Annotated in this window: 12 protein-coding genes; all 12 read right to left on the bottom strand. The window is 70.8% G+C overall.

Annotation, left to right across the window (positions count from 1 at the left end; all coding sequences use genetic code 11):
• Nucleotides 1–10: 10 nt before the first annotated feature.
• Nucleotides 11–628 carry a hypothetical protein gene (locus tag BA175_RS03960; RefSeq protein ID WP_079159360.1) on the bottom strand — a complete coding sequence of 206 codons (618 nt, stop codon included), beginning with the start codon at nucleotides 626–628 and terminating at the stop codon, nucleotides 11–13.
• The gene (locus BA175_RS03955) at nucleotides 625–1,146 is read right to left on the bottom strand and encodes a hypothetical protein (protein ID WP_069169790.1); all 522 of its coding nucleotides are present in this window, start codon (nucleotides 1,144–1,146) and stop codon (nucleotides 625–627) included. The genes BA175_RS03960 and BA175_RS03955 overlap by 4 nt, the downstream gene beginning before the upstream one ends.
• Nucleotides 1,143–2,378 carry an MCE family protein gene (locus BA175_RS03950; RefSeq protein ID WP_069169789.1) on the bottom strand — a complete coding sequence of 412 codons (1,236 nt, stop codon included), beginning with the start codon at nucleotides 2,376–2,378 and terminating at the stop codon, nucleotides 1,143–1,145. The genes BA175_RS03955 and BA175_RS03950 overlap by 4 nt, the downstream gene beginning before the upstream one ends.
• A complete protein-coding gene (locus tag BA175_RS03945) occupies nucleotides 2,375–3,568 on the bottom strand; it encodes an MCE family protein (RefSeq protein ID WP_069169788.1) in 1,194 nt (397 codons plus the stop codon). Before BA175_RS03945 ends, BA175_RS03950 begins: the two co-directional genes overlap by 4 nt.
• On the bottom strand, nucleotides 3,565–4,716 hold the full coding sequence (locus BA175_RS03940) for an MCE family protein (protein ID WP_069169787.1): 1,152 nt from the start codon (nucleotides 4,714–4,716) through the stop codon (nucleotides 3,565–3,567). The genes BA175_RS03945 and BA175_RS03940 overlap by 4 nt, the downstream gene beginning before the upstream one ends.
• Nucleotide 4,717: 1 nt before the next feature.
• On the bottom strand, nucleotides 4,718–5,734 hold the full coding sequence (locus BA175_RS03935; protein ID WP_069169786.1) for an MCE family protein: 1,017 nt from the start codon (nucleotides 5,732–5,734) through the stop codon (nucleotides 4,718–4,720).
• Entirely contained in the window at nucleotides 5,731–6,762 is a 1,032-nt protein-coding gene (locus tag BA175_RS03930) for an MCE family protein (RefSeq protein ID WP_069169785.1), read from the bottom strand. The genes BA175_RS03935 and BA175_RS03930 overlap by 4 nt, the downstream gene beginning before the upstream one ends.
• Nucleotides 6,759–8,054, bottom strand: a complete 1,296-nt coding sequence (locus tag BA175_RS03925) for an MCE family protein (protein WP_069169784.1) — start codon at nucleotides 8,052–8,054, stop codon at nucleotides 6,759–6,761. The genes BA175_RS03930 and BA175_RS03925 overlap by 4 nt, the downstream gene beginning before the upstream one ends.
• Nucleotides 8,054–8,857, bottom strand: coding sequence for an MlaE family ABC transporter permease (locus BA175_RS03920; protein WP_069169783.1), 804 nt, complete (start codon nucleotides 8,855–8,857; stop codon nucleotides 8,054–8,056). Before BA175_RS03920 ends, BA175_RS03925 begins: the two co-directional genes overlap by 1 nt.
• A gap of 3 nt (nucleotides 8,858–8,860) precedes the next feature.
• Nucleotides 8,861–9,715, bottom strand: coding sequence for an MlaE family ABC transporter permease (locus BA175_RS03915; protein ID WP_069169782.1), 855 nt, complete (start codon nucleotides 9,713–9,715; stop codon nucleotides 8,861–8,863).
• Nucleotides 9,712–10,701, bottom strand: a complete 990-nt coding sequence (locus tag BA175_RS03910; RefSeq protein WP_069169781.1) for an ABC transporter ATP-binding protein — start codon at nucleotides 10,699–10,701, stop codon at nucleotides 9,712–9,714. Before BA175_RS03910 ends, BA175_RS03915 begins: the two co-directional genes overlap by 4 nt.
• A 938-nt stretch (nucleotides 10,702–11,639) precedes the next feature.
• A complete protein-coding gene (locus BA175_RS03905) occupies nucleotides 11,640–13,148 on the bottom strand; it encodes a DUF6801 domain-containing protein (RefSeq protein WP_069169780.1) in 1,509 nt (502 codons plus the stop codon).
• Nucleotides 13,149–13,151 lie beyond the last annotated feature (3 nt).

The raw sequence follows: 13,151 nt of genomic DNA, 5'->3' as shown, positions 1-13,151 counted from the left end.
GTGCCTCTCCCTACCTGGAGGTGATCTCGACTATCTGCCAGTGACCGCCCCGCAGCCGGGCGGTCACGGACAGCTGGGCCGCCGCGGTGGTGGCGGCCCTTCCCTCGCGCTCGTACACCTGGTCGAGGAAGACGAGGAGGTGGGCGCTGTCCCCGCTGAGCCGGGTGACTCCGGCGCGTACGGCCTGGCTGGTGAGTGTGAGCTTCTGGTCGGCGGACTGCCTCTCGACCTGGCCGAACAGGGCCGCGTACTGCCGGAGTGCCTCCCCCGCGAGGAGCCGCTTCGCCGCCTCCTCGGTGGCGGCGGTGTCGTGCGGGCTGTACGAGAAGACCTTGGCCAGGGCGCTGCTCACATCGCCGATGACCCTGGTGGTCGCCTCGGTGTCGGTCAGCGCGCGGTTGGCGGTGGCGGGGGTGTCGCGCAGCCGTTGCCCCTCGGAGAGGAGGAAGCCGCCCGTCGCCAGGAGGACGAGTGCCGACACCGTCGCGAGGACGCGGAGCAGGTTGCTGCGGCCGCGGGGCGGCGGCTCCCCGGCCACCGGCTGCTCTTCGGCGGGTTCGCCCGCCTCGGTGCCGGCCTCGATGCCGGTGGCCGTCGTCGTGGTCCCTCCGGTCTCCTGCGGTGTCATGCGCCGCCTCCGACCGGGAGGGCGTCGAGCGCCTTGACCTTCCAGCCGTCGCCGGTCCGGACGAGGGTCGCCTCGAAGCGTTTGCGCTCGGTGCCCGGCCGGCCGCCGCGGTCGGTGATCTCGACGTCGACGGTCGCGATGAGTGCCGCCGTTCCGGCCCGCTCGTCGAGCGCCGTGAGCGCGGCGTCGGTGACCTTGCCGCGTGCCGTGGTGCCGGACTCGGTGAGAGCGGCGGTGTCCTGTTTCCGGGTGCTCTCGAGCCGGTCGTGCAGCGCTCCGGTCGAGGAGCCGAGCCAGGCGGTGAGTCCCGCCCGCACGCTCCGGGCGTCCTTGCCGTCCATGGTGGTCAGCCGGGCCAGGTGGCGTCTGCCGTCCGTGAGAGCGGCGTCACGGGCCTCGGCGTACGACAGGGTGTGGTCGCCGCGGGCCTGTGCGTAGGACCAGCCGCCCAGCGCGCAGACCAGTACGGAGGCGAGGAGGGCGGCCCAGCCGGTGAGTTGCCTCGTACGGGCGTTCACGCGCTGCCTCGCAGGCCCAGCAGGCCGGCCATGCCGTCGGCCGGCGCCGGGGTGCCGCCGGTGGCGGTACCCGCGGTGCCGAGCAGCGTGGATCCCGGTGTCGCGGGCTCGGGTACGGGGCCGCCCTTCGGGGCGTTCGCGCTGCCGCGGACGTTGATCCCCGTGCCGGGCGGCGAGGCGCACCGGGCTGCGGTGTCGGTCGCGGGGGCGGGCGAGAGGTCGTTGCCGGGCCGGTAGGTGGTGGAGCCGTACCCGGCGGTGCAGGGCAGCGGTTCGAAGAAGGTCACCGACATCCCGAAGCGGGCCTTCCCGTCCTCGTCGATGATGCTCGCACCCGCCGCCGCGACCGCCGGCACCTTCACCAGCAGTTCCTCCAGTCCGCGTTGCCGGGTCACGGCGACCTCGGAGGTGGTGAGGAGATTGGCGACCACCACCCCGAAGGCCGGGTCGAGGTCGCGCAACAGCCCGCTGATCTGTTCCGTCGCCCCGGGCGCGGCGGCGATGAGCCTGCGCAGGTCGGCGTCCGATCCCTTCAGCTCGGCGGCCAGTTCCTCGGCTCCCGAGGCGAAACCCTTGAGTGCTTCCCCCTGTTCGGCCTGCGTGCGCAGGACCGTCTCGCCGTCCGCGACGAGTTTCGTGGTGGTCGGCAGCGCCTTGTCGGCGGCTTCGACGAACTCACTGCCGGTGTCGAGCAGGACCTGCAGGTCGTCGCCGCGTCCGGTGAACGCCGCACCGAGTTCGTCGACGACGGTCCGCAGGGCCTCGGCGTCGACGGAGGCCGTCAGGTCGTCGACGGCGGTGAGCACGTCGGTGACGGGTGCCGGGATGGTGGTGTCCGCCAGGTCGATGACCGAGCCGTTCTCCAGGAAGGGGCCGTCGGCGCGGGTGGGCCGCAGGTCGATGTACTGCTCGCCGACCGCGGAGAGGCCGGCGACGACGGCCCGCAGGCTGTCGGGGATGGGCGGTGCGTCGTTCTCTATGCGCAACTCGGCCTCCACGCCGTCGTCGGTGAGTCCGATCGGCCCGACCCTGCCGACGGAGACGCCGCGGTAGGTGACGTCGGAATGGGTGAACAATCCCCCGGTGTGCGGTAGTTGCACCGTGACGGTGTAGTAGCTCCGCAGGCCGACGTAGTGGCCGAGGTCGGCGTACCGCACACCGAGGTAGCCGAGGACGAACACCGCGATGACGAGGAAGGCGATGTTCTTGAGCCGGACGGCCGGGGTGATCATCGGCGGGTGCCCTCCTTGTCGGACGGTGTGCCGGCGGACGGCTTCTTCGACGTGCCCGGGGCGGTGACCGCCGGCAGCGGCAGCGGGAGGGCCGTGGTGGACTGCTGCTCGACACCGGGGTAGGTGGGTGTGGGCGGCCCGGGGGTGAGAGCGGGGATGATCCGGGTGCCCGGCACGGACGTCACGTCGAGGTACACGTTCAGGTAGTCGCCCTTCACACCGCGGAGCACCTCGTCCGTGAACGGGTAGGTGAGCAGGACCTGCAGGGAGTCCGGCAGGTCGTCGCCCGAGTCGGCGAGCGCGGTCAGGGTGGGGGCGAGGGCCTTGAGGTCGGCGATCATGTCGGCCTTGCTCCTGTCGACGGTGTCGACGGCGACGGTGGAGAGGGTGTCGAGCGAGCGCAGCATGGTGAGCAGGGAGCCGCGCTGTTTCTCCAGGACCTTGAGGCCGGGGCTGAGGCCGGTGAGGACCGTACCGACGTCCTGTTTGCGGGTGGCGAGGGTGGCGGCCAGCCGGTTGACGCCGTCGAGTGCCCGGGTGATGTCCTCCTTGTGGCCGTCCAGTTCGGTGACGAGGGTGTCGACGCGGCTCAGCATCGAGCGGACCTGCGGCTCCTTTCCGGCGAGTGCCGTGTTGAGCTCGGTGGTGATGGTCTTCAGCTGGGCGACGCCGCCGCCGTTGAGGAGCATGGACAGCGCGCCGAAGACCTCCTCCACCTCCGGGTTGCGGTTGGTGCGGTCCAGCGGGATCCGGTCGCCGTCGGACAGCGAGCCCTCGGCCGTGCCGTCGGCGGGCGGCGAGAGCTGGACGAACTTCTCGCCGAGGAGGCTGGACTGCTCGAGGTGGGCGTAGGCGTTGGCGGGCATCCTGATCTTCCCGTTGACGCGCATGGTGACCTGGGCGGTCCAGCCGCCCGGGGTGAGGGAGATCCTGGTGACCCGTCCCACGGCCACGTCGTTGACCTTGACGGAGGACTGGGGGGCGAGGCTCAGGACGTCGCCGAACTCGGCCGTGATCTCGTACGGATGGTCGCCGAGGTCGGCGCCGCCGGGCAGGGGTACCTGTTCGATCCCGTGGAAGGAGGGCAGTTCGACGCCGGTGACGAGGAGCGTGAGGCCGACGCCCACGGCGGCCAGGGCGGCGAGGCTCGTGGTGGCGCGGGCTCCGGGCCTGCGCAGGGCGCGGCTCATCCGTTCCCCTCCTTCTTCTCGCCCGTCTCGGTCCCCTTCGGGGTTCCGGGGTCCGCCGGGGTCCCGAAGACCGTGCCGACGGCCGGCAGCGGCAGCACGGGCAGTGCTCTGCGCCGGCCTGCGTCCACCGGGGCGAGCCCTTCCAGGCGAGGGTGGCCGGATGCGGGCTCCGGCTCCAGGAGGGGCCCGCCCATGGACAGTTCGTTGAGGTCGGTACGTCCGTCGAGGGTGCGGTTCGCCGGGTTGTAGGCGTTGAGTACGTTGCCCGCGGTGAGGGGCAGCGTGTCGAGGGACTCGGCCAGTGAGGCGCGCTGGTCGACCAGGGTCTGGGTGAGCGGCACCAGGAGGTCGACGTTCTTCTTGAGGGCGCCCCGGTTCTTCCCGATGAAGCCCTTGACCTGGCCGAGTGCCGTGCCCAGCTCCTTCAGCGCGGCACTGAGGTTCTTCTTGTCGTCGGCGAGGAAACCGGTGACCGAGTTGAGCTGCTGCTCGGCCGCCCGCACCTCGCCGTCGTTGTCCTTCAGCATGGTGGTGAAGGACTGCAGGTAGGAGAGCGTGTCGAAGAGGTTGCCGCTGCTTTTGTCGAGTGTCTTCGTCGCCTTGCCGAACTGCTCGATGGAGTCCCCGATGGCCTCTCCGTTGCCCTTGAGGTTCTTCGCCCCGGTGCCGAGGAGTTCCGCGAGCGCCCCGTCGGCGTTGGCGCCGTTCGGTCCGAGCGCCGTGGACAGCTCCGTGATCGACTCGTACAGCTGGTCGACCTCCAGCGGGGTGGCGTTGTCGGCTGCGGGCAGGACGGCGCCCTCCTGGAGCCGCGCTCCCCCGGTGTAGGCCGGGGCGAGCTGGACGTAGCGGTCGGCGATGAGGCTGGGGGCGACGACGACGGCGTGCGCGTCCGCGGGGACGTCGACGCCCTCGTCGAGCCGCAGGGTGACCCTGACTTCCCGGCCGCGCGGTTCGACGGACTCGACGCTGCCGACCCGGACACCGAGGATCCGCAGGTCCGACCCGGCGTACACCCCGGTGGCCCGGTCGAAGTAGGCGGTGACGACGGTCGTGCCCGCCCGGTCCAGGGCCGTCACCCCGGAGGCCGCGGCAGCGGCCAGGACGGCCAGCCCGGCCCCGATACCGATGATGCGTGCGCGTCTCATGTCAGCGGCCCCCCTGCTTCGGCGGCATGCAGTCGTTCTCCGGAGGCGTACCGGCGGGCAGGTAGTTCTTGGGGACGACTCCGCAGACGTAGTTGTCGAACCAGCGGCCGTTGCCGAGGGTGTTGCCGACGAGCCGGTTGTAGGAGCCGGCCAGCGCGAGCACCTTGTCCAGGCTCTTGCGGTTCTTGACGAGCACGGTGGTGACGCGGCCGAGCGAGTCGAGTGTGGGCCGCAGCTGCTTGTCGTTGTCCGCGACGAGGCCGGTGAGCTGGGTGCCGAGGTTCCGTGTCCCGGTGAGGAGCAGATGGATGGAGTCGCGGCGGGCCTGGATCTCGCCGAGAAGCAGGTTGCCGTCCTCGAGCAGGGTCTCGAAGCTGCTCTTCCTCGTGGCGAGTGTCCGGGTGAGCTGCTTGCTGCCCTTGAGGAGGGTGGCGAGCTGCGCGTCCCGCTCGGAGACCGTCCTCGACAGGGCGGACAGCCCGATCGCGGCGCTGCGTACGTCCGGGGGCGAGTCCTTGAACGTGTCGGAGATGGTCCGGAAGCTGCGGGCGAGCTGGGCGGTGTCGATCTCCTCGATGGTCTCGCCGAGCCCGTTGAACGCCTGGGTGACGTCGTACGGGGAGGTGGTGCGCGCGGCGGGGATGCGGGACGCGGGGTCCTGGGGCGCGTCGCCGAGCGGGTCGACGGCGAGGTACTTGTCGCCCAGGAGGGTCTTGATGGCGATGCCGACGGTGGAGGCGTCCCCGATCCAGGCGTCCTTCACCCTGAAGTCGACCTTCACCGCGGCGCCGTCCAGGGTGACTCCGGTGACCTCGCCGACCTTCACCCCGGCGATGCGCACCTCGTCGCCGGTGTCGAGCCCCGCGGACTCGGTGAAGTCGGCGCTGTAGGTGGTGCCGCCGCCGACGAAGGGCAGGGCGTCGGCCCGGTAGGCGGCGAGTCCGACGAGGGCCAGGAGGACGAGGCCCACGAGGCCGACGGCTACGGGGTTGCGTTCCCGTACGGGCGTGATCCTCATGCCTGGCACCTCGGTCGGCCGATCGTGATGCCGGTGGGCGGGGCACTGCCGTCGTCGGTGGTCACACCCCTGACCTTCGCTTCGCAGAGATAGAGGTTGAGCCACGAGCCGTAGGAGGTGAGGCGGGTGATCGCCTCCATCTTGGCCGGGGTCTTCGCCAGGAAGTTCTCGATGTCCGGCGCGTTCCTGTTGAGCCCCTCGGTGAGGCGCCCGAGCTGCGCGATGTCCTCCTTGAGCGGCGCCCGGCCGTCCTGGAGGAGGTCGGCGGTGACCGTGGTCAGCGCGCCCATGGCGGTGACCGCGTCGCCGAGCGGTTCGCGGTCGCCCGCGAAGCCCGTGACGAGCTTCTGGAGGGTGTCCACGAGGTCGTCGAAGCCCGCCTCGCGGTCGTTGACGGTCTTCAGTACCGTGTTGAGGTTCTTGATCACCTCGCCGATCACCTTGTCCTTGGCCGCGACCGTTCCGGTCAGCGATCCGACGTGGGAGAGGATGCTGTCGACGGTGCCGCCCTCGCCCTGGAGGACGCGCACGAGGGAGCCGGCGAGCTGGTTGACGTCCGGCGGGGAGAGCCCTTCGAAGAGCGGCTGGAAGCCGTTGAAGAGCTGGGTGAGATCGAGCGCGGGCGTCGTCCGGGAGAGTGGGATGGTCTCTCCCGGCCGGAAGCTCTCGCCGACCGGCCCGGCGCCACGGCCGAGGTCGACGTAGCGCTGGCCGACCATGTTGAGGTACTTGATCGACGCGGTCACCGAGGCGGGCAGTCTCCGGCCCTTGCGTACGGCGAAGCCGACCTCGGCCTCCCGTCTGCCGGCGACCTCGACGGACTCGACCTGCCCGACCTCGACGCCGGCGATCCGGACGCTGTCACCGACGACGAGGCCGGTGACGTCGGTGAACCGGGCCTTGTACGAGTCGGTGTCACCGACCCCCGTGTTGGCGATGGACAGGGCCAGGACGGTGGTGGCGAGGGCCGTCACCACGACGAAGACGAGGGACTTCACGAGCGGTCCCGCGAGGGAGCGGCGCTTCATCCGAGCTTCACCTCCGTACCGCGGAAGGCCGGACCGATGAGCACGCTGCTCCAGCCGGGCAGCGTCTGCGGCCGTACGTTCAGTGAGGGGGCGACGAGTTCGTTGACGAGCCGGCTCTCCTGCGGGGAGTTGGGCATGCCCAGTCCGTCGCCGGTGGCCGCCGCCTCGTGCTCCGGCGTGGGGGCGGCCGCCGGGGCGCCGGCGGCACGGGTGTCGGCGGTGGGTGCCGCCCTGCCGACGTACGGCACCGAGTAGCAGTGCGGGCCACCGGTCGCGCCGTACACCGGGGTGTCCCTCCCGGGGACGTACCGGCCCTTGGATTCCACGGCCTTGACGGTGACGTGGAGTCCGGGTTCGCCGGTGCCCTTGCCGAGCGCCTTGTCCATGGCGGGGACGAACCCGGCCATGGTGCGCAGGGTGCAGGGGAAGGCCTCGGAGTACTCGGCGAGGAGCTCCAGCGTCGGCCGGCCCGAGGCGGAGAGCCGGATGAGGTTGTCCTTGTTCTTCCGCAGGAAGGAGGTGACGTCCTGGGCCGACGCGGTGGTCGAGCCGTACAGGTCCGCGAGTTCCGCCTGCTGCTCGGCGATCGTGCCGCTGGTGGTGGTGAAGTCGGTCAGCGCGGCCAGGACGTCGGGGGCCGCGTCGGCGTAGAGATGGCTCACCTCGACGAGGTGCTTGATGTCCGCGTTGAGGGTCGGAAGCTGGGGGTTGAACTCCTCGAGGTGGGCGTCGAGGGCGACCAGGGTGTCGCCGAGCTCGGCGCCGCGGCCCTGGAGTGCCTGGGAGACGGCTCCCAGGGTGGCGGCGAGCTTCTCCGGCTTGACGGCGGTGAGCATCGGCAGGACGTTGTCGAGGACCTCCTCCAGCTCGATCGCGTTGCTGGAGCGGTCCTGCGGGATCACCGCCCCCGCCCGCAGCGTCCGTGCGGACGGCACGGCCGGGGGCACGAGGGCGACGAAGCGCTCACCGAACAGGGTGGTGGGCAGCATCTGCGCCGTGACGTCGGCCGGGATCTGCCCGAGCCGGTCCGGGTCGATGGCGAGGGTGAGGCGGGCACCCGCACCGTCGGACCTGATGGCGCGGACCCGCCCGATCACGACGCCGCGCAGCTTCACGTCGGCGTTGTCGTGCATCTCGTTGCCGACGCTTCCGGTGCGCACGGTCACGGTGGCCTCGTCGGCGAAGTCCTTCTCGTACACGGAGACCGACAACCATGCCAGGAGGGCGGGCACGAGCACGAAGGCCGTGCCGGCGAGTCTGCGGCGCACGGTCTGCGCCCTGGAGGTGTGCATCAGCCCGCCACCTTCACCGTGGTCGTCGCACCCCAGATGGCGAGCGAGAGGAAGAAGTCGGTGACGCTGATGAGCACGATGGCGTTGCGCACCGACCGGCCCACGGCCACTCCCACTCCGGCGGGACCACCGGTGGCGTGGAAGCCGTAGTAGCAGTGGGCGAGGATCACCAGCACGCTGAAGATCAGCACCTTGAGGACCGACAGGAGGACGTCGTCCGGGGAGAGGAAGAGATCGAAGTAGTGGTCGTAGGTGCCCGCGGACTGCCCGTTGAACAGGACGGTGATGTACCGGGAGGCGAGGTAGGAGGAGAGCAGGCCGATCGCGTACAGCGGGACGATCGCGACGACCCCGGCGATGATGCGGGTGGTGACCAGGTAGGGCATCGACCGCACCCCCATCGCTTCGAGGGCGTCGACCTCCTCGTTGATCCGCATGGCACCGAGCTGGGCGGTGAAGCCGGCGCCGACGGTCGCGGAGAGGGCGAGTCCGGCGACGAGCGGGGCGATCTCGCGGGTGTTGAAGTAGGCGGAGATGAATCCGGTGAAGGCGGAGGTGCCGATCTGGTCGAGGGCGGCGTAACCCTGGAGGCCTACGACCGAGCCGGTGGCGAGGGTCATCGCGATCATCACGCCGACGGTGCCGCCGACGACCCCGAGGCCGCCGCTGCCGAAGGCGACTTCGGCGAGCAGCCGTTGCACCTCCTTGAGGTAGCGGCGCAGGGTCCTGGGGATCCAGACGAGGGCGCGAACGTAGAAGGTGAGCTGTTCACCGGAGCGGTCCAGCCAGCCGAGCATCGACATCGCTCAGCCCCCCTTCGGGGGGACGATCTGCAGGTAGATCGTCGTGAGGACCATGTTGACGGCGAACAGCAGCATGAAGGTGATGACGACGGACTGGTTGACGGCGTCGCCGACGCCCTTCGGGCCGCCGCGCGGGTTCAGTCCGCGGTAGGCGGCGACGATCCCGGCGATGAAACCGAAGACGAGCGCCTTGAGTTCGCCGATGTACAGGTCGGGCAGCTGGGCCAGGGCGGAGAAGCTGGCGAGGTACGCGCCGGGGGTGCCGCCCTGCATGATCACGTTGAAGAAGTAGCCGCCGAGGGTGCCGACGACGGAGACCAGGCCGTTGAGCAGGACGGCGACGGACATGGTGGCGAGCACGCGCGGGACGACCAGCCGCTGGACGGGCGAGACGCCCATGACCTCCATCGCGTCGAGCTCCTCGCGGATCGTGCGCGAGCCGAGGTCGGCGCAGATGGCCGAGCCGGCCGCCCCGGCGATCAGGAGCGCCACGATGAGCGGGCTGGCCTGCTGGATGACGGCGAGGACGCTGGCACCGCCGGTGAAGGACTGGGCGCCGAGCTGTTCGGTCAGGGAGCCGACCTGGAGGGCGATGACCGCGCCGAAGGGGATGGAGACGAGGGCGGCGGGCAGGATGGTGACACTGGCGACGAACCAGAACTGCTCGATGAACTCCCGTACCTGGAAGGGCCGCCGGAAGACCGCGCGGGCGACGGCCAGGGCGAGTGCGAACAGCTGGCCGGTCCGGCGCAGCGGGGCGAGGAGTCCGGAGGGTGCTCGCCGCCCGGGTCCGGGCGGTGCGGGCGGGGTCCGGGGGGCGGGCGGTTCGGGCGGCCGCACCGGCAGGGGGGCCGTCACGGGCGCCCACCGCCCAGGGTCGGCGTGTAGCTGTCCAGGATGGCCGTACGGGCGGCCTCCGGCAGCGTGCCCATCATGGCGAGGACCCGCTCCCGGCGGCGCAGCGCGCCCTGCCGGACGGGCAGGCCCGGTGAGGGCTCCAGTTGCGGAACGACGGTGCAGGGCCCGGAGCCGGCGTACGGTCCGCCGGCCGTCGTCCGCTCGGCGGCCAGGGTGGCCGCGTCCTTCTCCTCGGACATGCCGATGGGGCCTTCGCGGCGCCCCGCCAGGAACTGGGAGACCACGGGGGTGTCGCTGGTGAGCAGTACCTCGCGGGGCCCGAAGGTGACGAGGTTGCGGCAGAACAGCATGCCCATGTTGTCGGGGACGGTGGCCGCGATGTCGAGGTTGTGGGTGACGATGAGCATCGTCGCGTCGATCTGCGCGTTGAGGTCGATGAGCAACTGCGAGAGGTAGGCGGTGCGGACCGGGTCGAGTCCGGAGTCCGGCTCGTCGCAGAGGATGATCTGGGGGTCCAGGACGAGGGCACGGGCGAGACCGGCGCGCTTGCGCATGCCGCCGGATATCTCTCCGGGAAGCTTCTCCTCGGCTCCGAGCAGGCCGACGATGTCGATGCGCTCCATGACGATGCGCCGGATCTCGGATTCCTTCTTGCGGGTGTGTTCACGCAGGGGAAAGGCGATGTTGTCGAAAAGGGACATCGAACCGAAGAGGGCGCCGTCCTGGAACATCAGGCCGAAGAGCTTCCGGGTCTCCATGATCTCCCGCTCGGGACTGTTGACCATGTCGACGCCGTTGATGAGGACGCGGCCTCTTTCCGGTTTCAGCAGTCCGATGATGGATTTCAGGAACACTGTCTTCCCGGTGCCGGAGGGACCGAGCATGACGCTCACCTCACCGGCCGGCAGGGTAAGGCTCACGTCCTGCCATATGTTCTGCTTACCGAAGGACTTCGTGAGGCCTTCGACGACTACTTCGATTCCCATCGGCCCTCCTTCGCAAGGGTGGTGAACGACCTCGTCCGTCGGTACTCCGGCTCCGGTGACTCCGAAGGCGACGCGTCACACGTGCACCGGGAGGCGCACGCTATGTCCGCCGAAACGCCAGGACAAGCCGTTGAACAGCGGAAATCCTCGGTCTTGACTCGGTCGGCGGACCACTTGTCACCGGATGACAAACCAGGGGCCCCTGGTTTGTCGCACACTGCGCAAGCACTCCGGTGCGTGCCGGGGCCCACGGCTCGGACGGGCGGAGCCACGAGGTCCCGGCGGTGGGAGGAACCGGCCTCCGACGGAAGGCCGGATTCCGGAGTAACTCCTGGCGAAATCCCGGTCCGAGCGGACTGGACCAGGGCGTCACATGCGCCGGAGAAGCGGATGAGGACGCGTTTCCGATCTGCTCAACGGGGACGCTACGGGCGAGTAACCTGGCTGCGCAATACCGCTCACACATAATTCCGCGAGTACATGCGCACCGGTGCGGATATGTGTGCGCCGGTGAGTACGCACGGCCCGGCGATTGTCCGCAGGTGAGTAATCGCCGGCGGGTCACCCACGGGCGGGGACGCGTGTTTTGTCACCGGGCGAGGAGGGGCCCGGTGAGTATCACGGGTTTCGGATCCGGACAGGAGGGACGGGGCCACCGGGTGCGGGGCATGGGACGGGGAGCGTCAGGCCCCGGGGACGGAAAGCGGGAAGGCCGGAACGAAGTACGCGAACGGGCCGTCGCGGCACCGCGGACACGGGAACCGGGAAGGCCGGATCGGAAGTACGCGAACGGGCCGTCGCGGCACCGCGGACACGGGAACCGGGGTCGGGAACGCGCGCGCCGGACCCCAGGGCGACACGGGCGCGGGAGAGGGCCGGGTCCGGCCGGCGGTGCCGCGTCCCGTGCGGAACGGGGGCCGCCGGCCGGTCCGGCCGGGTCAGCGCTCGGGCGTGGGCTTCTTCGCCGGGCAGTCCACACTGCTCGTGTCGTTGAGGACGCAGAGCGGCGCCTGGGTCATCTTGATGTAGTTCCCACCGCCGGAGATGGACGAGGTGAGCAGGGCGGACACGTCTTCGTCGACACCGCACCCCGTGAACGCCGGTATGAAGGTCTCCCCGTCCATGGCCCCGCCGCGGTTGACGGTATACCCCGAGGGTGGATTGCCGGTCCCGAAGGCGTGGAGGGTCTGCTTGATCCGCTCGGCCGTGCGGCAGTTCGGCCCGACGTCGAGAGGTACCCCGTTGACCTCGACGTCGCTGATCCGGAGATCGAACTCGGCGGTGACCGTCGTGTACTCGGGCATCGTGGGGTCACTCGTCACGCTGACCGACTCGATCCTCGCCGGCCCCCCGACCTGGATCAGTTCCATCGTCGCGGTGGTCGGCATGAAGCCGTAGGTGAGGAACGTGCCCTGTGCCGGGGGGAGCTGACGACGTCCCTCGTACATGAAGTCCGCCTCGCTCAGGACCTTGAACGTGCTCGTGCACGGGTCGGGGATGTACTCCTTCATCAGGGTGACGTCGAGGCGCGCCGGGCCCAGCAGGGCCGCCTCGTCCATCTTCCTGACGTTGGTGTAGCCCGCCACGTAGGTCTCCGCGGGGGTGGGGAGCGGTATCGGGGGGAACGGGCACGGCTCGGGGCCGTCCGCGAGGGTCTGCGCCTTCCTCCGGGCCGCCTCCAGCCTCTCCCTCGCACCGGCGGGCAGCTTCCCCTCGATCTCCGGTGCCCCGGTGCCGGGCTCCGTGGGGGAACCGGGGTCGACGGGCTTCTCCGGCTTCGGTTCCGGTGCCGGGACCGGGTCGGGGTCCGGTACCGGCCCGTCCCCCGGCGCCTCACCGATGACGACCGTGGCCAGCCTGCCGTCCGCACCGTCCGCCGGCACGCACTCGACCTCGACCACGGCGGGCTCGGTCGGGGAGCCGTCCGCCCGGAGAGGAGTCAGCGAGAGCGACAGGTCCGAGGCCGACAGGGTCGCCGTCCCCGCGGAACCGAACGTGGCCGCGGGGACGGGGCCCGCCGCCTCGAGGGTGAGCCCCTCCTGACCGGTGACGTCCCGCGCGGGCGCGGAGAGTTCCGACCAGCGTGCCGTGGCAGTCTCCTCGCCCATGGCGTGCACCACCGTGAGGTCCGCCCGGCCGGAGACGGAGCCGGCGCCGAGTGCGGCCAGCTCCGCCACGGCCGGTGCCGGCAGGTCCAGCGCGAGGGAGATGTCCTGCGGCTCCACCGGCCGGCCCGCGAGGCCGTCGGCCGGGATGCTTCCCCTGAGCACGGCCGTCAGCGCGTAGGAGCCGGAGGGGAACCGGCAGGTGTAGTCGACCGGCACGTCGAGCTCCGGTACCTCCGCGGCCGACGGGGCACCGGGCAGAAAGGTCGCGGCGGCGATCAGCAGGCTGCCCGCGGCGAACCTCGAGGTGCGACGCGTCGTCCGGCGTGCTCGGGCTGCCATGTG

This window comes from Streptomyces griseus (genome assembly GCF_001715295.1).
Taxonomy (GTDB): domain Bacteria; phylum Actinomycetota; class Actinomycetes; order Streptomycetales; family Streptomycetaceae; genus Streptomyces; species Streptomyces griseus_G.
The sequence above is the reverse complement of the archived record's forward strand: the minus strand, read 5'-3'. Positions and strand labels throughout refer to the sequence as shown.

Coding starts and splice junctions, on each gene's coding strand:
- BA175_RS03960 (WP_079159360.1), bottom strand. CDS start 628: ATGACACCGCAGGAGACCGGAGGGACCACGACGACGGCCACCGGCATC.
- BA175_RS03950 (WP_069169789.1), bottom strand. CDS start 2,378: ATGATCACCCCGGCCGTCCGGCTCAAGAACATCGCCTTCCTCGTCATC.
- BA175_RS03945 (WP_069169788.1), bottom strand. CDS start 3,568: ATGAGCCGCGCCCTGCGCAGGCCCGGAGCCCGCGCCACCACGAGCCTC.
- BA175_RS03940 (WP_069169787.1), bottom strand. CDS start 4,716: ATGAGACGCGCACGCATCATCGGTATCGGGGCCGGGCTGGCCGTCCTG.
- BA175_RS03935 (WP_069169786.1), bottom strand. CDS start 5,734: ATGAGGATCACGCCCGTACGGGAACGCAACCCCGTAGCCGTCGGCCTC.
- BA175_RS03930 (WP_069169785.1), bottom strand. CDS start 6,762: ATGAAGCGCCGCTCCCTCGCGGGACCGCTCGTGAAGTCCCTCGTCTTC.
- BA175_RS03925 (WP_069169784.1), bottom strand. CDS start 8,054: ATGCACACCTCCAGGGCGCAGACCGTGCGCCGCAGACTCGCCGGCACG.
- BA175_RS03920 (WP_069169783.1), bottom strand. CDS start 8,857: ATGTCGATGCTCGGCTGGCTGGACCGCTCCGGTGAACAGCTCACCTTC.
- BA175_RS03910 (WP_069169781.1), bottom strand. CDS start 10,701: ATGGGAATCGAAGTAGTCGTCGAAGGCCTCACGAAGTCCTTCGGTAAG.
- BA175_RS03905 (WP_069169780.1), bottom strand. CDS start 13,148: ATGGCAGCCCGAGCACGCCGGACGACGCGTCGCACCTCGAGGTTCGCC.